17 protein-coding genes and 1 pseudogene are annotated in these 25,117 nt (G+C 45.1%); 10 read left to right on the top strand and 8 right to left on the bottom strand.

Going from position 1 to position 25,117, the window contains the following annotated elements; all coding sequences use genetic code 11:
* Nucleotides 1-7: 7 nt before the first annotated feature.
* Both J4N44_RS05975 and J4N44_RS05980 read left to right on the top strand, forming a co-directional pair.
* Entirely contained in the window at nt 8-631 is a 624-nt protein-coding gene (locus J4N44_RS05975; RefSeq protein WP_005388506.1) for a bifunctional 4-hydroxy-2-oxoglutarate aldolase/2-dehydro-3-deoxy-phosphogluconate aldolase, read from the top strand.
* A 617-nt stretch (nt 632-1,248) separates the two neighbouring features.
* Nucleotides 1,249-3,006 carry a sodium:solute symporter family transporter gene (locus J4N44_RS05980; protein ID WP_005450846.1) on the top strand — a complete coding sequence of 586 codons (1,758 nt, stop codon included), beginning with the start codon at nt 1,249-1,251 and terminating at the stop codon, nt 3,004-3,006.
* A 177-nt stretch (nt 3,007-3,183) separates the two neighbouring features.
* On the opposite strand, the pseudogene J4N44_RS05985 reads toward J4N44_RS05980, so the two are convergent.
* The 3 genes and pseudogenes from J4N44_RS05985 to katG form a co-directional block, all read right to left on the bottom strand.
* Nucleotides 3,184-3,338, bottom strand: a pseudogene (locus tag J4N44_RS05985) (alpha/beta hydrolase); the annotation flags it as partial.
* Between the two features lie 610 nt (nt 3,339-3,948).
* Entirely contained in the window at nt 3,949-4,827 is an 879-nt protein-coding gene (locus tag J4N44_RS05990) for an NAD(P)-dependent oxidoreductase (RefSeq protein ID WP_017819133.1), read from the bottom strand.
* Between the two features lie 428 nt (nt 4,828-5,255).
* Nucleotides 5,256-7,436: a catalase/peroxidase HPI gene (gene katG / locus J4N44_RS05995; RefSeq protein ID WP_252044960.1), complete on the bottom strand. Its 2,181-nt coding sequence runs from the start codon at nt 7,434-7,436 to the stop codon at nt 5,256-5,258.
* A gap of 796 nt (nt 7,437-8,232) precedes the next feature.
* Between katG and trpS the strand changes: the two genes are divergently transcribed.
* Nucleotides 8,233-9,255 carry a tryptophan--tRNA ligase gene (trpS, locus tag J4N44_RS06000; RefSeq protein ID WP_252044961.1) on the top strand — a complete coding sequence of 341 codons (1,023 nt, stop codon included), beginning with the start codon at nt 8,233-8,235 and terminating at the stop codon, nt 9,253-9,255.
* Between the two features lie 194 nt (nt 9,256-9,449).
* Entirely contained in the window at nt 9,450-10,004 is a 555-nt protein-coding gene (locus J4N44_RS06005) for a hypothetical protein (RefSeq protein WP_009699822.1), read from the top strand.
* Between the two features lie 185 nt (nt 10,005-10,189).
* On the opposite strand, the gene J4N44_RS06010 is transcribed toward J4N44_RS06005, so the two are convergent.
* Both J4N44_RS06010 and J4N44_RS06015 read right to left on the bottom strand, forming a co-directional pair.
* Nucleotides 10,190-11,149 (bottom strand): chromosome partitioning protein ParA, encoded by a 960-nt coding sequence (locus tag J4N44_RS06010; RefSeq protein WP_252044962.1) that lies wholly within the window; start codon nt 11,147-11,149, stop codon nt 10,190-10,192.
* Nucleotides 11,146-12,474, bottom strand: coding sequence for a sphingomyelin phosphodiesterase (locus J4N44_RS06015; RefSeq protein WP_005450833.1), 1,329 nt, complete (start codon nt 12,472-12,474; stop codon nt 11,146-11,148). The genes J4N44_RS06010 and J4N44_RS06015 overlap by 4 nt, the downstream gene beginning before the upstream one ends.
* Nucleotides 12,475-12,982: 508 nt before the next feature.
* Here J4N44_RS06015 and J4N44_RS06020 point away from each other — a divergent pair.
* The 4 genes from J4N44_RS06020 to J4N44_RS06035 all read left to right on the top strand — a co-directional run bounded on the left by J4N44_RS06020 (nt 12,983) and on the right by J4N44_RS06035 (nt 19,439).
* A complete protein-coding gene (locus tag J4N44_RS06020) occupies nt 12,983-14,623 on the top strand; it encodes a methyl-accepting chemotaxis protein (RefSeq protein ID WP_252044963.1) in 1,641 nt (546 codons plus the stop codon).
* 209 nt (nt 14,624-14,832) lie between these two features.
* Nucleotides 14,833-17,271, top strand: a complete 2,439-nt coding sequence (locus tag J4N44_RS06025) for a M9 family metallopeptidase (protein ID WP_252044964.1) — start codon at nt 14,833-14,835, stop codon at nt 17,269-17,271.
* A 443-nt stretch (nt 17,272-17,714) separates the two neighbouring features.
* A complete protein-coding gene (locus J4N44_RS06030) occupies nt 17,715-17,966 on the top strand; it encodes a hypothetical protein (RefSeq protein WP_005450822.1) in 252 nt (83 codons plus the stop codon).
* Between the two features lie 444 nt (nt 17,967-18,410).
* Nucleotides 18,411-19,439, top strand: a complete 1,029-nt coding sequence (locus J4N44_RS06035) for a metal-dependent hydrolase (protein WP_252044965.1) — start codon at nt 18,411-18,413, stop codon at nt 19,437-19,439.
* Nucleotides 19,440-19,652: 213 nt separating this feature from the next.
* On the opposite strand, the gene miaE is transcribed toward J4N44_RS06035, so the two are convergent.
* Nucleotides 19,653-20,432, bottom strand: coding sequence for a tRNA isopentenyl-2-thiomethyl-A-37 hydroxylase MiaE (miaE, locus tag J4N44_RS06040; protein WP_252045086.1), 780 nt, complete (start codon nt 20,430-20,432; stop codon nt 19,653-19,655).
* A 126-nt stretch (nt 20,433-20,558) separates the two neighbouring features.
* On the bottom strand, nt 20,559-21,323 hold the full coding sequence (locus J4N44_RS06045) for a hypothetical protein (RefSeq protein ID WP_005450816.1): 765 nt from the start codon (nt 21,321-21,323) through the stop codon (nt 20,559-20,561).
* 339 nt (nt 21,324-21,662) lie between these two features.
* Between J4N44_RS06045 and cysB the strand changes: the two genes are divergently transcribed.
* Both cysB and J4N44_RS06055 read left to right on the top strand, forming a co-directional pair.
* The gene (gene cysB / locus J4N44_RS06050; RefSeq protein ID WP_252044966.1) at nt 21,663-22,637 is read left to right on the top strand and encodes an HTH-type transcriptional regulator CysB; all 975 of its coding nucleotides are present in this window, start codon (nt 21,663-21,665) and stop codon (nt 22,635-22,637) included.
* Between the two features lie 53 nt (nt 22,638-22,690).
* Entirely contained in the window at nt 22,691-23,887 is a 1,197-nt protein-coding gene (locus J4N44_RS06055; RefSeq protein ID WP_047513481.1) for a methyltransferase, read from the top strand.
* Nucleotides 23,888-23,980: 93 nt separating this feature from the next.
* Here the strand turns inward: J4N44_RS06055 and ald are convergent, their stop codons facing one another.
* On the bottom strand, nt 23,981-25,105 hold the full coding sequence (gene ald, locus J4N44_RS06060) for an alanine dehydrogenase (RefSeq protein WP_005450810.1): 1,125 nt from the start codon (nt 25,103-25,105) through the stop codon (nt 23,981-23,983).
* Nucleotides 25,106-25,117: the final 12 nt, after the last annotated feature.

Genomic DNA, 25,117 nt, shown 5'->3' on the forward strand with positions numbered 1-25,117 from the left:
CACTCTTATGACGACATTAAACGAACAATTAGCAAACCTAAAAGTAATTCCTGTTATTGCCATCAACAAAGCAGAAGATGCGATTCCTCTAGGTCGCACTTTGGTTGAAAACGGTATGCCTTGCGCTGAAATCACGTTCCGCACAGAGTGTGCTGCAGAAGCGATTCGTGCTATGCGTGCTGAGTTCCCAGAAATGTTGATTGGTGCGGGTACAATCTTAACTAATGAACAAGTTGACCAAGCGATTGAAGCCGGTGTGGACTTTATTGTTAGCCCAGGCTTTAACCCTCGTACGGTTCAATACTGCCTAGACAAGGGCGTAGCTATTGTACCTGGCGTAAACAATCCAAGCCTTGTTGAGCAAGCGATGGAAATGGGTCTGCGTACACTTAAGTTCTTCCCTGCTGAGCCATCTGGCGGTGTTGGTATGCTTAAAGCACTAACGGCAGTTTACCCAGTAAAATTCATGCCAACAGGTGGTGTGAGCCTAGGTAACGTAGATGAGTACTTGTCTATTCCTTCAGTGCTGGCATGTGGCGGTACTTGGATGGTTCCAACCAAACTTATCGATGAAGGCAAGTGGGATGAACTAGGTACATTGGTTCGTGACGCAGTCGCTCACGTAGCATAAGTGTCGTAGCGCCCCGGTAGAATTAGCGAAAAGAATGCAAAGCGAGCCTTAGTGCTCGCTTTTTTGTGTTTGAAAGAGGCGAGATAAAGGAACCAGAAAAGAGATTTCCTACTCAGTCGTCCTCCTTCTAGAAAATGACGGGCAGGAGCAGGGGTAAAGCCGAGAGGAGAAGCATGAGGTTTGAGATCTGGGAGTGGTAATGCGTAGAACCTCCTCAGCGTCATTCTCGAGAGCGACGAAGGAGCGAGTCGGGAATCTCAATTTTTGTATTCATCTATAATCGCGCTTGCGATCCAGTTCATCTGAAACATCTCATTACGTTTCCTACAAATAAATGCCACGCATTTTTGATCTTCAGACAAAGCACAAGAAAGAAAAATATTCCATACTTTAATGGATTTCTAATATATTATTTGTATTACAATATAATGCAATGGCTTACGTGGTGATTATTCCTTTAAATCCCAAATAACCAAGAAAATAAAGGCTTTTAGTGTGTTTTCTTCGTCGAATAACTTATGCTTTAGATCACAATTAAAGCTTATTGTAGTACAAATAAAAATATGAACGGAGTAATCTAGGCAGTAGAAAATGATCAAACTCGAAAGGCTGAAAAAATGACTATTGATACTTTTGTTGTTCTTGCCTACTTCTTCTTCCTAGTTGCCATTGGTTGGATGTTCCGTAAGTTCACGACGTCGACCAGTGACTACTTCCGAGGGGGCGGTAAGATGTTATGGTGGATGGTAGGTGCTACCGCCTTCATGACGCAATTTTCAGCATGGACGTTTACAGGTGCCGCAGGACGCGCGTTCAACGACGGTTTCGTTGTTGTAATCCTATTCTTAGCCAACGCATTTGGCTACTTCTTGAACTACCTTTACTTTGCTCCAAAGTTCCGCCAGCTACGTGTAGTAACGGCAATCGAAGCAATTCGTCAGCGTTTTGGTAAAACGTCAGAGCAGTTCTTCACTTGGGCTGGCATGCCAGACAGCTTGATCTCAGCTGGTATCTGGTTGAATGGTCTCGCAATCTTCGTGGCTGCGGTGTTCAATATTCCGATGGAAGCGACCATTATCGTAACTGGTTTGGTTCTGATGTTGATGGCGGTAACGGGCGGCTCTTGGGCGGTTGTTGCTTCTGACTTCATGCAGATGCTGGTTATCATGGCGGTAACCATTACTTGTGCGGTGGCGGCTTACTTCCACGGCGGCGGTATTGGTAACATCGTGTCGAACTTCCACGGCGACTTCATGCTGGGTAATAACCTGAACTACATCAGTATCTTTGTCCTTTGGGTGGTGTTCATCTTTGTTAAGCAGTTCGGTGTAATGAACAACAGCATCAACGCTTACCGCTACCTATGTGCAAAAGACAGTGAGAATGCGCGTAAAGCTGCAGGTCTTGCATGTGTGTTGATGATTGTTGGTCCTATCATTTGGTTCCTACCTCCTTGGTACGTAGCGGCATTTATGCCTGACTTCGCAGAGCAGTACGGCTCAGTAGGTGGTGATGCAGCTTACTTAGCGTTCGTACAAAACGTAATGCCGGCGGGTATGGTGGGTCTTCTGATGTCAGCAATGTTTGCGGCGACCATGTCTTCAATGGACTCTGGTCTAAACCGTAACGCAGGTATCTTTGTGATGAACTTCTACAGCCCTATTGTACGCCCGCAAGCGTCACAGAAAGAGCTGGTTATCGTGAGTAAAGTGACGACCATTATGATGGGCTTCATCATCATCGGTATTGGTTTGTTTATTAACTCACTACGTCACCTGAGCTTGTTTGATATCGTACTAAACGTAGGTGCGTTGATTGGTTTCCCAATGTTGATTCCTGTGTTACTTGGTATGTGGATTCGTAAGACGCCAGACTGGGCTGGTTGGGCAACACTCGTTGTAGGTGGCTTTGTTTCTTACATCTTCGGTATCTCTCTACAAGCACAAGATGTTGAGCACCTATTCGGACTAGAACAAGCTCTAACAGCACGTGAGTGGGCTGACCTTAAAGTTGGCTTGAGCTTAGCGGCGCACGTTGTCTTCACTGGTGGTTTCTTCTTACTAACAACACGCTTCTACAAAGGCTTGACGCCTGAGCGTGAAAAAGAAGTGGACCAATTGTTCGAGAACTGGAACACACCGCTTGTAGCTGATAGTGAAGAGCAACAAAACCTAGATACAAAACAGCGTGGCATGCTTGGTAAGCTTATTAGCGTAGCAGGCTTCGGTATCCTAGCGATGGCTCTGATTCCAAACGAGCCAACAGGTCGACTGCTGTTCATCTTGTGTGGTGCGATTGTTCTCTCGGTTGGTGTTCTGTTGGTGAACGCGGCGCGAGGACCTAAAAGCCCAAAGTTAGCTAACGCGAAAAGCTAACCGCAATTAACAAACTCTCTATGAAAAATCCCACGGTCAATACGGTGGGATTTTTTTGTTTATGGTGTCATTAATTGAGCCACAAACGATCTTTATCATTCCAATTAACTTGCAGTGAACGATTCTGAAAGTGTGCCATGACGGATGTTTGCGCTGCTTTGAAAACGCTGCAGTAGAGCGCGTTGCTAAACCATTCAGTCCAGAGAATGACAAAAAGCCATGAATAACACCCAGATAACGCTTGCAGTATGCTCCCACGCCTTGAGCTGTAGTCATCGATAATCATCACGCCGTGGGTCATGTTCTGCGGTGATAATGGTTGTTCTGGGTAGTTCACCGATGGTTTGTAACGAAGGGCAAAGCTTCCCATTAAATTGGAATTCTTCAACTAGTACTCAGAAGCCAGTCTCAAGAGAATCGGTCACTCTTTAACTGTAAAAAGAAAATATCCGCGGAATAATGTACAAACATAATGTCATGTCTATACCCAAGTAACCTCGTGATGCTTGATTTAGTGAGAATGACTGGGTTCAGCGAGAATGACTTGGTTTGTAGACGTGGCGGTGATTTAAAGGTTTCGTAGAGTTCAATCAATAATCGCCAACAAAGTATACAAGCCAACCCCATTAACATTTACCAAGAATATCCGTTGGGGGCGTGTCATGAACTCGGTTTTTTATTAAACCAATGGCGGTGTCAAACCATTTGGACAAACCTTGCTATCGCACGGCGTTATTCTCCTTGCTTACTTTTGGTAAAAAGGGAATCGATGGCAACATTCTGAATCCTGCATCTTGAAGCTGCTTGAGTACATATACAGTTTGAACGTAGGGTGTGGATCTCAAAGAGGGAGAAGGAGTGAATTTAAGAGGAGAAAAGAAAGCACAAAAAAAGCCTTGCTACGGGGTTAGCAAGGCTTTGGAAGCGCAGTTGAGTATAGTATTAACCTTCTAGCTCTGCGAAGTAATCAAAGATCACTGGTACGTCGTTTTGACCAAGACCTTGGTCCACTGCAGCTTGTAGGCTCTTAGAAGTCCCTTCTGCGATAAGAGACTCAGTGCCTAGGTCTTTTACCATCTCTAAGAAGTAACCAAGGTCTTTGTTTGCGTTCGCAATAGAGAAACCAAGCTTTTCTTCGCCATCTACAGCGTAGAACTTACAGAACTGCATGAATGGTGAGTTTGATGGACCAGCAGACATGATGTCGAATAGTTGTTGACCATCAACGCCAGCACGTTTAGCAACCGCAAATGCCTGAGACATGGTCGCTACTGTTGTCATACCCATGAAGTTGTTTACTAGCTTAGTCACATGACCAGAACCTAGCGCACCAAGGTGGAATACGTTCTCACCTTGATCGTCCAGTACAGGCTTCACCTTGTTGAATGTTTCGATGTCACCTGCAGCCATGATGTTCAAAAGACCATCTTTTGCGTGAGCAGGCGTACGACCTAGAGGCGCATCGATCATACCTGCGCCTTTAGCTGCAAGGTCTGCACCGATCTTACGAGTAGAAGCAGGGATAGACGTACCGAAGTCAATCAGTGTCGCACCTTCTTTAATACCCGCTAGGATACCTTCTTCACCATAAACGATTTTCTCAACAACTTCAGATGTTGTTAGACATAGCATCACGATGTCACTTGCTTCAGCCAGTGCTTTAGGTGAGCTTGCTTCTTTTGCGCCGCGAGCAACACATGCTGCTACTGCGTCTTTATTCAGATCCATTACGTTTAGTTCGTAACCACGGTTTTGAAGGTTCTCAACCATGTTTCCACCCATCAGACCAAGGCCGATGAAACCAATGACAGGTTTTGTCATATCAAACTCCAAATATCGTATTGTATGATTATATGCTTTTATCTTAATTCCTCATTTTGAATTTGCAATCGGAAAATGAGACGAAAGGCGATTTGCCACTGGTTTTTGACAAAAATGAGAGGTTGGTTAGCCTATTGGTACGATTTTTATTGGCTTTGAGTGATTTTTATGTCTTCGGAATGAGGTCACGAAAACGAGAAGGTATAAGCAAAAAATGGGTATTTGATTGAGATACGTTTGCCTTCTGAATATGGTTAATTGTATGACAATATCGAGCGGTTAATCTTCAGTAAAAGAATCTAAGCCAAAGAGAGGAGAGAACGAGGAAGTATGGATAGAGAAACCAGAAATAAAAGAAAGGTAAGAAAGAGAAGAGCCATAATGTTTGGCTCTTCTCTCAATGGTTAAAGCTTGATTAAGTTAGGCGATTAAAGGTCAAAGCGGTCGTTGTTCATTACTTTTACCCACGCAGCAACAAAATCGTGCACAAACTTCTCTTTGTTGTCGTCTTGTGCGTAAACCTCGGCATAAGAGCGGAGCACGGAGTTTGAACCGAACACCAAGTCAACACGTGATGCTGTCCATCTTGTTTGACCAGAAGCTCGCTCGCGGATTTCGTATTCGTTATCACTGGTTGGATGCCAGGTGTAGCTCATATCAGTGAGGTTTACGAAGAAGTCATTCGTTAACGCGCCGACATTATCAGTGAACACACCATGCGCAGCGCCGCCGTAGTTGGTACCAAGCACGCGCATGCCACCAACTAATACGGTCATTTCGACTGCGGTTAGTTGCATCAATTGGCTTCTTTCAAGCAATAGTTCTTCTGCCGTCACAACGTAATCTGATTTTAGCCAGTTACGGAATCCATCATGGATTGGCTCGAGTACATCGAAGGATTCGGCATCAGTCATTGCATCGGTTGAGTCACCACGACCTTGGCTAAATGGCACAGAAATATTCATGCCCGCATTCGATGCTGCTTTCTCAATACCCACTCCGCCAGCAAGCACAATCAAATCCGCCATGCTGATAGGGGAGTTGTGGGTGGTGCGAATTGAATCGAGCGTGTTGAGCACTTTCTGCAATCTTTCCGGTTCGTTACCTACCCAATCTTTTTGCGGTGCAAGGCGGATACGCGCACCGTTTGCTCCGCCTCGGCGGTCTGAACCACGGAATGTTCGCGCGCTGTCCCATGCGGTTGAGACTAATTCTGCGATACTTAGCTCGCTGTTAAGAATCGCCATCTTGAGTGCATCGATATTGTCTTCAGATAAGTGATAAGACACCGGTGGTACCGGATCTTGCCAAATCAAATCCTCGGCTGGCACATCAGGGCCGAGATAACGAGATTTAGGTCCTAAATCGCGGTGAGTCAGTTTAAACCAAGCTCGAGCAAAGCAATCCTCAAAGTACTTAGGGTCGTCGCGGAAACGCTCGGCGATTTTGCGGTACTCTGGGTCAAACTTCAGTGCCATATCCGCATCGGTCATCATCGGATTGCGGCGGATGCTTGGGTCTTCCACATCCACAGGCATGTCTTCTTCTTTGATGTTGATTGGTTCCCATTGCTCTGCGCCTGCTGGGCTCTTCGTTACCCACCAGTCGTAGGTGAACAACAAATGGAAGTAGCCGTTATCCCACTTGGTTGGGTTGGTTGTCCATGCGCCTTCGATGCCACTAGTGACGGTATCACGTCCTATGCCACGAGAAGTTTTATTTAGCCAACCGAAACCTTGGTCTTCAATTTCAGCGCCTTCAGGTTCAGGACCAAGTAACGAAGCGTCGCCGTTGCCGTGTGCTTTACCAACAGTGTGACCACCGGCTGTTAATGCAACGGTTTCTTCATCGTTCATTGCCATACGGGCAAATGTTACACGCATGTCGTGTGCGGTTTTGATGGGATCGGGTTTACCGTCGACTCCTTCTGGGTTTACGTAAATCAGGCCCATCATCACTGCTGCAAGCGGATTCTCGAGATCACGTTCGCCAGAGTATCGGTTGTTTTCACCGCCACTTGGTTGCAGCCACTCTTTTTCTGCGCCCCAATAAATGTCTTTTTCTGGATGCCAAATGTCTTCTCGACCGCCGGCAAAACCGAACGTCTTGAAGCCCATTGACTCATAAGCCATGTTGCCAGCAAGAATCATTAAATCCGCCCAGGATAGCTTGTTACCGTATTTTCTTTTGATCGGCCATAAAAGGCGACGGGCTTTGTCGAGGTTGCCGTTATCTGGCCAACTGTTGAGGGGAGCAAAACGCTGATTACCTCGACTTGCACCACCACGACCATCGGCAATTCGATACGTACCTGCAGAGTGCCACGCCATCCGAATCATCAAACCACCGTAATGACCCCAATCCGCTGGCCACCAATCTTGGCTATCGGTCATCAGATCTTTCAGGTCTTTTTTGACTTCCTCTAAGTCAAGAGAGTTAAAGGCATCAGCGTAGTTGAAGTCTGCGCCCATTGGGTCAGTTTTGTGATCGTGTTGATGTAGGATATCGAGGTTGAGGGTTTTCGGCCACCAATTGAACTCTGTGGCTTGTTGGTTGGTATTCGCTCCATGCATGACAGGACATTTGGAGTGATTGTTGTTGTCGCTCATCTTTTGCTCCCTAACTGGGGTTAGTGTCCTGAAAGTTTAGTTATTGGTTAGCTATTTCGCCCTCATGGTTTGGTTATATTTTTCAAGGTTTTGGTCAAAAGATGATCGGTGTCATTCTTCTTTTGATAAACAGTATTTGATGCTAAATAACTCAAATTCTTATCCATTAAACATCTAAATAAAAGCATCCTAAAAGAAGTATCTAAACGTGATTTTTCAAAATACGTACCTTTGTAATCCATGTCGGATTTCATTGAACTTGTTCTAAGGCCATCACATTTCTAGGGCTAAGTGGTTTAAGTTTGTGCCAAAAGTCGTAACGCTGTGTGCAACAGAGTGAGCTGAGGGTTATTCGCAGTATTGGCTCACCGAAAAGGATTGATTACTGTCCCATTGATTACGAGTACTGAGCCGAGCGATAGCTCACGTAAATTGAGAGTCGAGAAACAAAGGATGAGAAGTAAACAGAACAAAGCGGTATTACTCGCGTTTGTGTCAGGGAGTGTATTTGGCGCGGCGCTCGTTATCGCTATGTATATTCAAATTTGATGCGTGTATGGCAAAGCCACCAAAATTGAAAAATCAAATTGTGCAAGGAGTAGGGTTGTTTTCAGCTCTGCTCCTTGTTAGTTTTAAAAACATGAAAACGACATTTACTCCTTCATCAAACTTCTTCTGGTGGCGCTCTAATTAGAGCGGCGCGGAATCTTTACATTCTTACGCTGCTGGACGGTAGCTGAGAATGTCATGTCTTTTTTATCTCCAGTAGCGATCTATTTTTCTTTGGAGATAAGTTATGAACACCCCACACGGTACTCAAGAACGCGAAATCATTTTAACTGGTGATCGAGCTACAGGTCCTTTGCATCTGGGTCATTACGTTGGTTCACTACAACAACGTGTTGCTCTACAAACTCAACATGAGCAAACCATTTTGGTTGCTGACATGCAGGGCTTAACCGATAACGCGCATAATCCCTCTAAGGTCTCGTCTAACATTTTAAATGTGGTCGCGGATTACCTTGCCGTCGGGATTGACCCAACCCAAACTACCATTTGTTTGCAGTCTCAAGTCCCGGCTCTTGCCGAGTTGACAATGTACTACAGTAACTTGGTTTCTATCGCGCGCTTGGAGCGTAACCCGACGGTGAAAAATGAAATTCAAAGCAAAGGGTTTGAGCGTTCCATTCCGGCTGGGTTTCTGACGTACCCAATTTCTCAAGCCGCGGACATCACAGGTTTTCGCGCGACTCTCGTGCCTGTCGGAGATGACCAATTACCGATGCTAGAACAGACCAATGAGATCGTTAGAAAGATAAATCACCTTGGCGGAAAAGCCATCTTGAAAGAGTGTCGTCCATTGCTCAGTGACGCACCACGCTTGCCAAGCACTGACGGTAAAAACAAGATGTCAAAAAGCATGGGCAATGCAATCAACCTTGGAGCAACAGAGAAAGAAATCTCTGCGGCAGTGAAATCGATGTACACCGACCCAAACCACCTACGCATTGAAGACCCAGGTCAGGTTGAAGGAAATATCGTATTCACATACCTTGATGCGTTTCATACCGACAAAGATTATGTAGAAGAACTCAAAATACTTTATCGCCGTGGTGGATTAGGCGATGGAACAACCAAGAAAGTATTGGAAGAGTGTCTGCAAGAGATGCTTCGTCCTATTCGAGAAAAACGCGCCATGTTCCTTGATGACAAAGCACAGCTTATCGACATCCTAAAACAAGGCAGTCAGCTTTCCCGTGAGAAAACCGAGCAAGTGTTGTTTGATGTGAAAGGGGTGTTTGGTTTGAATCTGTTCTGAGACGACCATCGAATACCTACCTCGCTAAACGAATTCAATTTGGGCTTCGGTGACAGATGATTTCGTTATAGGCACAACGTTTTTCATGGCGTTGTGCCTTTTTCTTATCTCATTTTTTGTTGAATTTTATTGATAATAATTCTCATTACATTATTTTAATGGTCTCAAATACAAATACTGTTGCGGAGACCAACATGGAACACACGGATATTACTCAACTGCTTATTCCAAAAAGTGATTGGGCGGCGCCTGATCTCTTTCTCTATGAAGGTGAAGATAAACTTCGTCTGAGTTTAGAAGGGGCGATTCAATTTAGTGGATTAAATAGCATTGGTGGTGTGGTACTGGGCTTTAGAATGATCCAGTATGCAGTGCAATTAGCGGCGGGTGATCAGTCTTTGCAACGTGATGGCATCAGTGTGTATACCGCTTTTCCGGGGCGTGGTGCACAAGATGCATTTGAGTACACGTGCCGTGCGTTACGTGATAAGCGTTATTGTTGCGATACGACGTTGCATCACCCAGCGGCGCAGACAGGGCAACGAGGTCAGTTCTTATTTACGATTCGTTTGAATGAACAGTCTATGGTGATGACACCAGCAAATGGTTTACCAAGGAAGAGCTATTTTGAAGCAGATCGTCACTCGCAAGACAGCCGAGAAGCAGCACTGAAATGGCGTGATGAGAAGATTAATTTTGCGAACACGCTTCTAAGTTTGCCACCAGAAGAGTGCTTGCGCGTGCTGTAACTCTTGAGTTGTACCAACAGAATGAATAACAAAAGGTCGCTTTAAGTGAGCGACCTTCTTGTATCAAGCATTCGCGGGAACCAGATTCCTAGTCGCGCCTAGGCTTGCTGGAATGACCTAGTTTAAGTTTTGAGCGAGTAGGGAATCTCTTGGTTATCCTTACTTCTTAATAAACAAGTGAGCGATTAACCCGCGAAGAACTCACGGCGAAAATCGGCTACCGCTTGTTGATAATAACGTTGCCAATCCGAGTCCGACAAACCCGCGTGACTGGTGGCTCTTTGCGTTGCTAATTTAGATTCAAGCTGTTGCAACTCGCTCTGATAATCGCGCACTTGCCGCTTTTGCTGCGCGACCTGTAGTTCACGAGCGTGTATCTCTTCACTCTCTTGCTCAGAAAGGTAAGTTTGTTGAAGCTTCTCAACCAAAGCTTTGCGCTCCGCATGGCCCATGTCTTTCGGTATCAGTTCAACAGCGCGTTCATATTTCGCTTGTTCGCTGACCAATCCCAATGCTTCTTGATTGCCTTGCCAATCTTGGACTAACTTCTCAAAGGTTTGCACATAGTCTTGAGGTGAAGTCGAATCCAACTGCTCAGCCTGCAAGCTGAAGTCATAGAGTGCAAACTCATCGGCAAAAATTACGTCTGCTAGTTCCCCCCATATCTTCCTCGCTTCTGCCTTGAGAAGTGCGATGCGAGAGGCAAGAGGCTGATGCTCATCAAACATTAAATTACCAACACTTTGTTGCCATAAGCTATTGAGCTGGTGGTAATTCGCCAGCAGAGCAAAACGTTCTTCTGCCATGTAGCTCTCTAACTCAGCAAGCTTGGATTCACAGTTATGGTCGGACATACATGAGTGCCAAAACGCTTCTATCTCATCCTTTAATACTCTGCCTTTGGCATCACTTAACCGTCCTGCAATTGCTTTGAGTGGAGAGGGGGTATCCTTCGCTTTTGGTACGATTGTTTTGTTTGCAGTTTGATTGGTTGTGGAAGACGTAGATGCAGCGACTTGGGGATTCGTCGCACTCTCCAATACGGAAGAAAACGGCAGAAAGCTCTCGTTCTTTTCGCCTTTGCTTGAGAACCAAATCGTGCCCGCCACAACGGCGGACACAGTAACTAACGCAATACGCTTCATGGTTTGATCACAGCGCTAACAGGGAAGTGATCCGACAGATTGTAATGCTTCCACAAACTCTCCGCTGTTGAGCGTGGAATGTCGACACGGTTATCGTTAAACGACTTCACGCCATATTCATTACTCACCATTACATAATCTAGATATTCCACATTTTCACCCCCGGATAGGGCTTCTCCGGCAAAGTTGTTGATGCGAGGATCAAACGTCGAAGCGGTATAACCAGAGTATTGCGGTTCTATCGCGCTTAGGTTGGCGATCATTTGCTGGTAATCGCCAGGGAACTTCAATTTGTTCACATTGAAATCGCCGCTGTAAACCACCGTTTCATTACTCGGAATATTGAGAGATTGCGCCATTGTGCGCATTTGCTTGAACTGACGCTGTCGGTATTCGCGTGCAGTATCAGTATCGAAAGAGGCTGTATGCGTAGCGAATACGTGATATGCCTGACCACCTTTAATGATCTCTGCGTAATTCACTCCTTTGTCTGCGAAGCAATCTGTTCCGGAGCAATCTGGGAAGACGTATTGAGCCTGATTAACGATAGGGTAACGGCTCACAATGATCACGCCACCGTCGTAAATGTTGAAGCCATCTTTATCCAGCATCTTAGTTTGGTAAGGATATTCTTTGGCGAGTTCGCGTAAGAAAGCATCGCGACCACTGGCAAACACTTCTTGCAGTGCTAACACGTCATAACCTTTGACATAATCGGGAATGAGTTCAAAACGATCACCAATATGTGAAGCAATCGCAGGCAGCGCCCAAATGTTATAAGTCATCAACTTGAGATTTTGTTCATCAGTATCGACGACTTCATCGATTTTGTTTGGAGTAATGGTGTAGTACAAATCGTCATAGCGAGCAGTGCTTGCGGATTTAAAAGCCAATTCAGAAGGGCGAGACCCAAAGGCACTAGTGCTAGAACGGTGAATATTACGATCATCTTTCAGCGTTAAATCCACATCTGCTGCAGATAAACCGTACTCAATGGTCGAGTTGTACCAATGACCTTCCATGACTTGGTTAAGCGTAACGCTTTCACCTTGTGGGTTAGACACCACAGTCTCGAAGCGATAATTCTGACCAGACTTAACACCTTCCCAGCGGTTAAAGCTGAGTACGGATTTGGTTTCCCAAGGACCAAGCACTTGCACATGTTGCTGCCATTCCTCTCCGTATTTCAGTAAATCGCTGCCTTCGTGCTTCACTTGAATGGTTAACGGTTGGTCCGAGTTATTAGTGAGGTATACGTCCGTATCTGCCAAGCTTGGTAATGCCACTAAACCGCTTAGCAAAAGACTCCACTGCGTAAATTTCATCTTGTTTATCCATAAGTTGTGTTAGAGCAATAATTCTTATTTATAAATATGACTAGCACGTTAAATATGGATGACAGATTATCTTTTGACCGAATTTGTTGATGAGTTGTGATCCAGATTCCAAGTGGAAATTGGAAAATATGAGGAGACCGAATCAGACATTTATTAAGCACTTGTTAAACAACAGTTATTCCTTGTATTTATTGTTCGATGGTACCTATCGCTTTTATTGATGCAACCGATTAGACGTTGACAGGTTAGGTTGTAATAATCCCGCAAACCATTCTGTTTCGCATAATAAAGTATTGAACTTAACCTTCTGATTCCACTGCTTATTCAAACTCAAATATGTGATCGGGATAGCGTATAGAACATGCCTGTGATGAATTCTCATTTAGTTTGGAATTTTTGTCAGAACAACAAGGTCTGTTCTCTTTCGCACAAAATTAAAATGAGAGGTAACCAGCGAAGTTGCCTCACTTATCTCGTTTGCTATCAGGAGAACGAAATGCAGTCCCTTGCTCAGTTAAAAGTGAGAACCCGTTTGGCGCTTGGCTTCGGTACATTAGTGGCGCTTATGGCGATACTTACGGTTGTCGGAATTCAGAAAGTTAACTTTATTGATATGACCTTATCTGAGGTTACGGATGTCAACTCTGTGAAGCAGCGCTATGCCATTAACTATCGAGGTAGTGTTCATGACCGTGCGATTGCAATTAGAGATGTTGCAATGGCGCGAAATGTGGAAGAAATGCGCGCCTTTGAAGAGGAAATCAAACGTCTGGAAGCGTTTTATCGCGAGTCTGAACAACAGATGCAAAGCATGATGGCAAGTGATGTTCCTTTTACCGCTAAAGAACGCGAGATATTGCAACGTATCGATGACATCCAAGCGAAAACACTTCCTCTCGTTCAAGAAGTTATCGCTAAAAAAGAAAACGGCAAACCGGTCACGGATTTACTTTTGGAGCAAGTCCGCCCTAACTTTGCGATGTGGCTAAAGGTGATCAACGAGTTTATTGATTACCAAGAAACGTTGAACCAGAAATTGACGCCAGTAGCGCGAGAGCAAGCAAGTGGCTTCCAAAGCTTAATGCTTGCTCTAAGTGGAATTGCTTTGCTGATTTCAATCTTAGTTGGTTTTGTTATTGAGCGTAGCTTCCGACGCTCTCTAGGTGGCGAGCCATTTGAGGCACAACGCGCGATTCAAACAATGGCAGAAGGTGAGTTAACCCAAGATCATAGTGACAGCGCACAAGGCAGCATTTTGCATTCTCTGTCTTTGATGTCAGAAAAGCTCAGCTCGATTGTCAGCAATATTCGTGGCGCTTCTGAGCAATTAGCAGAGCAAGTCGAAGAAGTCTCTCGTGGTTCTCGCTCGGTATTTGATACCGCTCAACAGCAAGCGTCTCTTACGGATCAAATGGCGATCAGATTAGAAACCATGCATGCGAGTATCGATGAGATAGCCAAGATCGTAAATTTATCGGAGCAAAACTCAGTCAACACATCAGAGAATGCTCGTGATGGTCGCGAACGCATTGCTGCTGTGGCAGAACAAATGTTATCCGTTACTGCAGCCGTAAATGGCACAGTAGGGCAGGTGAAGGCACTTGAGACAAAAACGCGTGAAATTGGTGGCATCGTGAATATGATCAGTGACATCTCTGAGCAAACTAACTTGTTGGCACTTAATGCTGCAATTGAAGCTGCGCGGGCGGGTGAATCTGGACGCGGTTTTGCAGTCGTTGCTGATGAGGTAAGAAACCTCGCTAAGCGTACGGGGGAAGCCACTACTCAGATTGAGAAGATGCTGAAAGAGGTTCAAGCCCAGACGGTCGCAAGTGTGAACGCGATGGAAAGCACGCAACCACAAGTGGAAAGTTGTCAAAGGAACACAGAAGAGGCGACGCATTTATTGGTTAGCATTGAGAAACAAGCGCAGGACTCCCTTGATCGAGTGCGTGATATTGTGACGGCCACAGAAGAGCAAGTTCAAGTTGTGAGTGAGCTTGTCGTGGCGATGGATCAGATTTCCAGCATGTCGAAAGAATCGGTTGACTCGATGAAAAACAATGACGTCGCAAGCCAGAATCTGAACGCACTTTCTAATAAGCTCAAACAAGAAGTGGCTTATTTTAAAGTTTAAAATCTGATTGCGAACTGTAAAAAAGCTCAGTGAGGATTCTTGCTGAGCTTTTTTATTTGAATTCATAAGTTTATCAATGTTTTGTAAAACGTTTTCGTTTAAATATTTCTGAACTAACTTCATAAAAAGTTATGCTATCAATTGCACTTAATTGTGCAAGGGGAATATAAATCACCGCTCAAACATATAACTAATTAATGAGTGTTGTTATGTCTCATACCCGTCTATTCCCACGTCATCGCTTGGCGCTAGCTTGCATGCTTGCCAGTGTTTCCAGTTTCTCATTTGCCCAAGAACAATGTGATGTTGCTGATCTTCAGCATGCGGTTGATCTTGCTTCCGCAGTGTCTGCTGCCGACTATCACTGTTACAGCTCTTGGTTTTCTGCTCCTGCTGACTCGCTAAATGATATTTACACCGAAGCGAGCTTGAGTCGCATTCAAACTGTATTAAATCAAGAAATTACTCGTTATCGAGGTGACGCCGAGCAAGCGCGTAAGTTAGAAAACTTGGGTGAATTTGTGCGTGCTGCTTACTATGTGCGCTATAACGCGCAGCAACCGAATTTCTCTCAAGCTCTGAGCCAACGCTTTGCGCAGTCAATAAATGCGTTTCTTGCTAACCCACACGCGCTTGATCAAGGTCGCGAACAAGTGGGGGCGATGAAGAGTTTGACCTTAATGGTCGACAACGTAAGACAATTACCGTTGACCATGGATGCTCAGCTCACTGCTCTTCGTCACTTTAATCGCGAGACGGCAAAAGATACGCAGTGGGTGGCTGGGCTGAACAATCTATTCCGTGCCATGGCAGGGCATGCGTCGAAGGATGATTTTTATCGTTACATGGCAAGTCACACACAGCACATCGATACCTTAGCTGCCTTTGCTCGTGATAACGCTTGGGCGCTTGATACTGATGCTAGCTTCCTCGTATACAACGCGATACGTGAAACTGGTCGTTTGCTAGCAAGTCCGGATAAAGTGACTAAAGAAAAAGCACTACGTGTAATGCAGCAAGTGATGGTGCAAAACCCGTTGGGTAGCAAACACGACAAACTTTGGTTAGCGGCAGTTGAGATGATGAGCTATTACGCGCCGGAAGGGTTGAATGGTCTCGATTTAGACCAAGCAAAACATGATTTAGCTGCGCGTGTTTTACCGAATCGTCATGAGTGTGATGGTCCTGCAATTATTCGCTCACAAGATCTGACCCAAGCTCAGGCGATAGAAGCATGTGACGTGCTTTCTGCCAAAGAAGCGGACTTTCACCAAGTTGCGAATACCGGGAATCAGCCAGTGGCAGATGACCATAACGAACGGGTAGAAGTGGCGGTGTTTGCTAATAATGGCAGCTATGTAGATTATTCATCTTTCTTATTTGGTAACACAACTGATAATGGTGGACAGTACCTAGAAGGTAACCCATCAGAAGCCGGCAATGTGGCGCGCTTTGTCGCTTATCGTTACGCCAATGGTGATGAGCTTTCTATTCTCAATCTAGAGCATGAGTACACCCATTATCTGGATGCGAGATTCAACCAATACGGTTCGTTTAGCGATAACTTGGCACATGGCTATGTTGTTTGGTGGTTAGAAGGTTTCGCTGAATACATGCATTACAAACAAGGCTATGACGCAGCGATTGGTTTGATTGACAATGGAAAGATGAGTTTGTCGGATGTGTTTGCAACCACTTACTCTCATGATTCCAACCGTATTTATCGCTGGGGTTACCTAGCCGTGCGTTTTATGTTGGAAGAGTACCCTCAGGAAGTGGACACTCTGCTGGCGCTTTCGCGTGCTGGTAAGTTTAAGCAATGGGCGCAGCAAGTGCAGGTATTAGGTCAGCAATACAACGGCGAGTTTGACCGCTGGTTAGATTCTGTTGCTAACCAACCAGAGCAGCCAGACCCAAATCCAGATACCAAGCCAGACGAGCCGACAGACCCTTCTGATCAAGTCACGGCGCTAGCGACCAACCAAAGCGTGGTAATTAGTGGGGAAGCATACAGTGAGCAATTGTTCTATGTTGACGTTCCAGAGAAGAGCACACACTTTGAAGTCGCGTTGCAAGGTGAGAATCAAGGTGATGCAGACCTTTACATGAGCTTTGAGAAAGAAGCGCATTACTACGATTTTGAATTCAGCCAGTACGCAGATGGTAGTAATGAGGTAGTCACCTTTGAGACCGAACCTTCTGGCTACATTAAACCTGGTCGATACTACATCAGCATTGCTGGTCGTACTGAATTTAATGCTGTGACTCTGGTTGCGACGTTAGAGACAGAAACACAAACACCCCCAACACAAGAACAAGATGATTTGGCGCCTGTAGTGTTGGAATCTGGCCAGGCAAAGACCTTAACCGTGCATCAACAACGTTACGCTGCGGTATATGTTCCGCAAGGCGTAAAAGAAGTTCGCGTATGGTTAAGTGACAAAAACAACAATGACGAAAATGGCAATGTTGACCTCTACGCTAGCCAAGCGTACTGGCCGACGGTAGAACAGCACGAATATGCATCAAACTACTGGGGCAGCAATGAATATCTGCAAATTCCAGTTACCGAAGCTGGTTACTTGCATTTCTCATTAAATGCTAAGCAGCAAGGGGATGATGTCGAGATGCTGGTATATTTTTACTGAACTATACCCAAGTAACCTTGAGATGCTAGGTTCAATGAGAATGACTTGGTTTGTAGACGCGGTGGCGATTTAGCGATCTAGTCACTTTAAATTAAGCCAAAGCCGGACGTAGGTGTCCGGCTTTTTCGTATCAAGATTCTGAGCTTCTATATTTCTTCGGCAGAGTAGGTGAGTGGTTCTGCGATGTACGTTTACTTTGTCTGCTTCTCTTACTATCGATATCTCTTTATATCCTCTACGAGCAGCTGACATTGCTTGTCTAGCTATATCGATTGTCTAGTTATGATGATTAAAAACAATCATTTAAACCAATGTGCGGTAAATCATGTTTTGCTATTTTATGACGTGATGCTGCAATAAAGTTGTCATGTTTGGGCTATAAGTTGTGCGACTTAAATGAGCGAGCTAAATGGCTCAACACTCAACCTGAAGATTAGAGAATCATGGTAAAAGCTGTAAACCCAACGGATGAAATCATCATTAAGTTGCTTCAACACCAAGGCTGTATCAAAAGCGAAGCAGAAGTTCTTTTAAAGAAAGAGGTCTACCGTCTCCAGCCAGACGAAATTGAGAAAGTGAAAAACTATGCTCAGCATTTCGGTATCGATGCGAAAGAAAAACTCATTGATGAGATCTTGGAGCTTCGAAGAGAAACGCTGTTAAAGAAGATTGCCAGCACTGAGGTGCCGAACTAGCCCAAGGTGATGCTCAATCCTGTCTCGACATTTGATCGACTTCTATACCCAAGTAACCTCGAGATGCTCGGTTCAGCGAGAATGACTGGGTTTGTAGACGCGGCGGCGATTTAAAGGTCTAGCGGGTCTAAATCAAGAATCGACAACAAAGTATACAAGCCCAGTCAACTCGCCCTTTGGGAGCGTGTCATTGACCCGATTGCTGCGTCAAACAACTTGGAAAGAGCGGGCTATTACGCTACGTTGTTTTCCTTGCTTGCTTTCGGTAAAAACAGAGAATCAATGACAACGCTCTGAATCCTGCATCTTGAAGTCACTTGGGTATATTGTGTAAAAGTAAGTAAATAAGAGAGTGAAATAAGGCGAGTTGTTTGACTCCTATCGGAATGCGTTTTAGTTTTCGGCTTAATCAATCTTTGTCATGAATAGGTTTAGATAGCCAGTATGGACTCAATTACTCAAGCAGCATTAGGGGCAACGGTTGCAGGTGCAATAGCCGGCAAACGCTGCAATGCGAAAGTGTTATTAACGGGCGCAGCGCTCGGAACCTTGCCTGACCTAGATGTGATCCTTGATTATGGTGATGCAGTCCAAAATACGATTAAGCACCGTGGATTCTCTCACTCTTTACTTGTTTTACCTCCTTTCGCGTTGCTGATTTCTTGGCTGTACTGTCGATGGAGACCAGACACATTCTGGACGTTGTCTCGAGTATTTTTTCTGACTGTGAGTGTTTTGGTTACGCACACTTTATTGGATGCGATGACAACCTACGGCACCCAGTTAATATGGCCTTTTGAGTGCTATTTTGAGCTACGGAACGTCTTCATCATTGACCCGCTTTACACCTTACCTCTACTGGTCGCAATTGGTGTCGCTCTGTTTTCTAAATCGCGTGGTGGACAGTGGTGCCAAGCGGTTGTGGTGGTCTCGACACTTTATCTGGGGTGGGGTTACGTTTCACAGCAGATCATTGCTTCCCGAGTGGAGCAAAACTTAATGACGCAGAGCCTACCAAATCAACAGGTGCTGATTACACCGACACCATTTAATACTCTGCTTTGGCGTGTGGTCGTGATGGATGATGGTAAATATTGGGAAGGATTGGCATCAGTTTTCGACAATAGCGAACGCATTGATTTTGTCTCACATCCTCTAGGCAGTTGGCCACTAGAGGACAAACCGGATACGTTAAAAGGGCTTCAGGCGTTTTCACACAACTACCTTAACTACCGTGTAGAGAATGATGCATTGATTGTGACTGATTTACGATTAGGTATGTCTAACAACCTTTCCTTTGAGTTTGTTTTCGCCGAGAAGAGCCAAAGCGGGGAATGGCAGTTGTTGGAATCGACACAACGTTACCCAAGTGAGCGAAGCTTAGATCTGTTAGGGCAGCTGTGGGAAAGGCTGAAAGGTGATCAAACCATTGATGCGAATTTACAACGTATGGAGCTGAACGCACGTTCTTAGTTGGCGAGTAAAAGAGCTCCCCAACTCGCTCGTCCCTCACTGTGAGGATGACGACGTTAGAATTGCTAACGCAACATAATGTCATTCCCAAACGCGACGAAAGGGCGCAGTCAGGAATGTCTATGGAACACTGAGTTACAGCAAGTGCCGAACCAGATACAGAAAAGCCGGATGTGATGTCCGGCTTTTTGCTATTTACTTCAGGTTCGCAACTTAAGCTGCTAGTACAGGCACACCACTGTGAAACTTAAAATCGTCGTCTGGAGTTGAAATCAGCTCGGCTTCGATACGACCAAACTCTGCCACACGCTCGCTAATATCTTTACCCGCGATTTGCTCTGCCAGAATCAAATAATCCTGATAATGACGCGCCTCTGAACGCAGCAGAGAAACATAGAACTTGGCAATATCTTCATCCATATGCGGAGCCAGTTTAGCGAAACGCTCACACGAACGCGCTTCGATGTAAGCACCGATGATGAGCTTATCAATCAAGGTTTCTGGTTCATGCGTTTTCATGTGTGAAATTAAGGTTTTTGCGTAGCGGCTTGCTGGAATGTTCTGGTACTCAATGCCACGGCTTTCCATGATTTCGAGCACTTGGTAGAAGTGGTGCAACTCTTCTTTGATCAGCAGAACCATCTTATCGATCAGATCCTGACTGTATGGTGAATCAGACTTAGCGATGATGGCTTTAGAAATATTGCTCTTACCTTTTAGTGTCTCTAATGACCCCGTTTTACGGTAAGCGAAATCTTCGTAGGGTTTAAACCAGTCGAGCAGGGCGCGTGAACTTGCTTTGTCTACGGCGTATTTACGGATCAAGAACATCGCAGACTGACCCGCTTTCAGCTCACACAGTAGATGGTCTAATAAAATGGTTTGAAGGTTTTCCGGCTTCTTTGCTTCTTCAACCCACTCATCTGGGGTGCTGCACTGCAAGAATTGGTTAATTGGAGCAAGAAGATCCTGATAGGCGTCGAGATTCATCATTTTAATTTTTAGCACTTTACATTCAAATTTGGGTTATCCAGCCTGTGTCATTTTCAGAGTAATAAGACACAAAAAAGGCTGCAAACGCAGCCTTTAATCGGATAGGGCGGAAAGCTTGTGGAGAGTTTACCACTTTTTCTTTTCACCGAAGAGCGCATCCATATCGCTGTCACGCTCTTTATCGGCAATTTGCTGCATTTCTGCGTCGTTCTTGTCCTGGCGTTTCTTATCAAGATCACCAAGCATTTCTTCAAGCTTTTGTTTTGCTTGAACTGAATAAGCATCATTTTTTGTGCTCAGAGCATCAATACCTTTGCGAAGCAATTGCAGAGCGGTACCAGGCTGACCACGAGCAATCGAATCGTTTGCACGCTTAATGACGTTTTCGATGTTAATACGAATCTGCATGGTTTCCAGACGCGCGTTTTCAGTCACATAAGTTTGTGTATCGAGTCGGCCTTTGTTGTGCTCGTTACGAACGGTGTCACGCAGGCGTTTTACCAGTTTCAGCATCAAGATAGCTTGCTTGTCGCTGCTTGGCATTTTAAACGTCGTGCTTTCGCCGCTTTGATTGCTCTCATTCAGTTGGGCAATCTGCTGTTTCATGTTCTCGACGCGCTGAACAAGTTGTTTGTTCTTCGGATCGAGGTCACGCATGCTTTCAAGCGCATCAAGAATGCGATTATTAAGACATAACAGTAAGTCCTTGCTAAAAGGAATATGATGAGCGTGTCCAATCAGCTCTTCTGTACCGTCAATCAGTGCCACGTAGCGAGCAGACTCTTGTCTTTTCGCTGTCTCTACTTTGACCTTGTACTGCAACATGATGTTATAGCCAAGGATCAGTACCAGTAGGATGACTACCAAAGCGATTATTAAACCAGTATTCATATCTTTGCGTCTGCTTTTTTACTTTTGTATGGCTAGCGTTCAAGAATACATGAATCTTATCTTTCTCGGCACCCTATTTGTTTGATTATTTTGCCCCAAACACGTTTTCCGACGTAATTAAGCACGGAATGCGGTGAGCTGTAAGAAAAAGCGAATTTTTAAAATTCAACTCTATGCATATTTAATCAAGGAGTTCGATTCGCTATGAGTTTGAGCTATAAGTTAGAAATTACTGTTCATTTAGTTGCTAACACGTTATAACTAATCATTATATCTACTCGGGCGAGTAGACAAGATAAGTATGACGTTATTATCTCAATCAATGAGTAAGGGATTACGATGAAGCTGCAACAACTGAAGTACATTGTTGAGGTTGTGAACCATAATCTGAATGTTTCTGCGACGGCAGAGAGCCTATATACCTCTCAGCCTGGTATCAGTAAGCAAGTTCGTTTGCTGGAAGATGAATTGGGTATTCAGATCTTTGAACGAAGTGGTAAACACTTAACGCAGGTGACATCCGCTGGTGAAGAAATCGTGCGAATTTCTCAAGAGATTCTGGCGCGAGTTGAAAGCATTAAGGCGGTTGCTGGTGAACATACTCACCCTGAAATGGGTACGTTGAACATTTCTACCACTCACACCCAAGCACGTTACGCACTTCCTGACGTGATCAAAGGCTTTACGGCACGTTACCCGAAAGTGTCGTTGCACATGCACCAAGGTACGCCTTCGCAAATGTCTGAAGCGATTGCGAAAGGTACGGCCAATTTCGCGATTGCGACAGAAGCTCTTCACCTTTACCAAGATGCCATTATGCTGCCTTGTTACCACTGGAATCGTTCGATCGTGGTACCAAAAGAACATCCATTGGCGAAGAAAGACACGGTAAGCATTCACGATTTAGCAGCTTACCCATTGGTGACTTACGTGTTCGGCTTTACTGGTCGCTCTGAACTGGATACGGCATTTAACCGCGAAGGTTTGACGCCGCGCGTTGTGTTCACTGCGACAGATGCTGACGTGATTAAAACTTACGTTCGTATGGGCATTGGAGTCGGTGTGATTGCAAGTATGGCGGTTGATGAAGACCAAGACAGCGATTTGGTTGCGATTGACGCAAGCCACTTGTTTGGTGCGAGTACGACAAGCATCGGTTTCCGTCGCGGTACCTTCCTACGTTCTTACATGTTCGACTTTATGGAGCGTTTTGCACCGCACTTGACTCGTCCGGTAGTTGAACAAGCGATTTCTCTGAAATCGAACTCGGAAATTGAAGAGATGTTTAAAGACATCGAGCTTCCGGTTAGATAACACTTCATTGATGTTTCGATTCCCTCTACAATGCGCTCGTTGTAGGGGGAGCTATGAAAACGCAATTTCAATTTATTAATGACTGCTTAATCGAAAACCAATCTTTGTGGCGATTCGAGCCATTTAAAAGCAGCGTTCACGTATCGTTACCTTGGCAAGAGCAACACCCTCAGCTGTGCCAATGGTTAGCGTCTCTTAGTCCCTCTCAAATCGAAGAATATAAAGCGGAACCAGAACTTGCGCTAAAAGCACTCAGTCCGTTTTTGCCTGAACTTGAACAACTCGCAGAACTTACTTTTTTAGAGCCACTAGATTTAAAGGGTTTGGAACTTGTCCGTGGTTTAGATAACGGCATCCCCGGTCGTAAGTTGGAGCAAATTAGCTCGATGGGCGAAGCGGCGATTCAGCAGCATCACGGTGAAGAATGGCTAGAGTGGTGTTCAGGTAAAGGGTATTTGGGACGAATCCTGACAACGCAAACCGATCAACCTGTTACTAGTTTCGAATACCAGCAAGCGCTGTGTGATTCGGGGCAACAAGCAGCGAATGAACACCATTGGAAGATGACGTTTATTCAAGGTGATGCGTTCGATAGCAAAGCGAGAGCGGTGTTTAAACCGACGCAACACGCGGTAGCACTTCATGCCTGTGGTGATCTCCATGTTCGCTTAATGCAGTATGGAAGCGAGAATGGGATTGCTGCGATGACAATCTCACCTTGTTGTTACCATCTGATTCAGTCTGAGCAGTATCAGCCGATGTCGACGCAGGGCAGGGCTTCTTCTCTCTCATTGTCTAAGCAAGAACTGCGTATTCCGTTACAACAAACAGTAACGGGCGGAGAACGTGTGCGACGTCATCGTCAGCAGGAAATGGTGTTTCGTCTTGGGTTTGATTTGATCACACGACAAGCGTTGGGCATGGAAGAGTACCAACCAGTTCCAAGTGTGCGTAAGTCGCAGTTAAGTGAAGGATTTGAATCTTTGTGTCGTTGGGCAGCGGACCAGAAAGGTATCGATCTCTCTGACCAAATCGAATTCGAACATTTCGAAAAGTTAGGCGAGAAGCGCTTTTGGCAAATGGAGCGTTTGAGCTTGGTTCAGTTGATGTTTCAACGACCGTTGGAGATTTGGCTTGCTTTGGACAAAGCACTTTATCTTGAAGAACGTGGTTATCGTGTTAGATTGGCAGAGTTTTGCGCTAAATCAGTCACACCTCGAAACATTTTAATTTGCGCTTATAAGGTTTAGTTATTTTTTATAATTAAATGCTCTATGCAAAAAAGCCCACTTTAATGTGGGCTTTTGTAAACAAAACGTGACAATTTGTGCGTTATTTTGTCATTAGTTGAACATTGCGATAGCTTGCGCTGGTTCAACGTATTCTAGGTCAAAGCTCTCAGCAACTTCTTTGCAAGTCACTTTACCGTGGATAACGTTTAGACCTTCAAGGAAACCTTTGTCTTCAAGAAGCGCTTCACGGTAGCCTTTGTTTGCTAGCTTCACGATGTATGGAAGCGTTGCGTTGTTCAGCGCGAATGTTGAAGTACGAGCAACTGCACCTGGCATGTTTGCTACACAGTAGTGAACGACTTCGTCAACGATGTAAGTTGGGTCTGCGTGTGTTGTTGCGTGAGAAGTTTCGAAACAACCACCTTGGTCGATGGCTACGTCAACAACCGCCGCACCTGGCTTCATCTTAGCGATGTGCTCTTTTGTTACCAGTTTCGGTGCTGCTGCACCAGGGATTAGAACCGCGCCGATCACTAGGTCTGCTTCTAGAACATGCTTCTCGATAGCGTCTTCAGTAGAATAAACCACTTTAGCGCGACCTTGGAATTCTTCGTCTAGCTTACGTAGAGTATCTACGTTACGGTCTAGGATAGTTACGTCTGCACGAAGACCAACAGCCATACGAGCTGCGTTCGCGCCAACTACACCGCCGCCAACGACAACAACTTTCGCAGGCTCAACACCAGGTACGCCACCTAGTAGTAGACCGCGACCGCCGTGCGATTTTTCCAACGTTTGCGCACCTGCTTGAATAGACATCCGACCTGCCACTTCTGACATTGGTGCTAACAGTGGCAAACGACCCATATTATCTGTTACAGTCTCATACGCTATACAGACAGCTTTGCTCTTGATTAGCTCTTCAGTTTGTGGAAAATCTGGTGCTAGGTGTAAATAAGTAAATAAAATCTGCCCTTCGCGGAGCATTGCTCTCTCGACAGCTTGGGGTTCTTTTACTTTTACAATCATATCTGCTTTCGCAAACACGTCTGTAGCAGTAGGAAGAATGGATGCGCCTACAGCGATGTAATCATCGTCTGAAAAACCAATGCCGGCACCTGCATTGGTCTCAACCAAAACTTGGTGACCATGTGAGATTAGCTCTCTCACGCTAGCTGGGATCATACCCACACGGTATTCGTGGTTCTTGATTTCCTTAGGTACGCCAATGATCATCCTGTGTCCTCT

The sequence above is a fragment of the Vibrio sp. SCSIO 43155 genome (assembly GCF_023716605.1).
Lineage (GTDB): Bacteria > Pseudomonadota > Gammaproteobacteria > Enterobacterales > Vibrionaceae > Vibrio > Vibrio harveyi.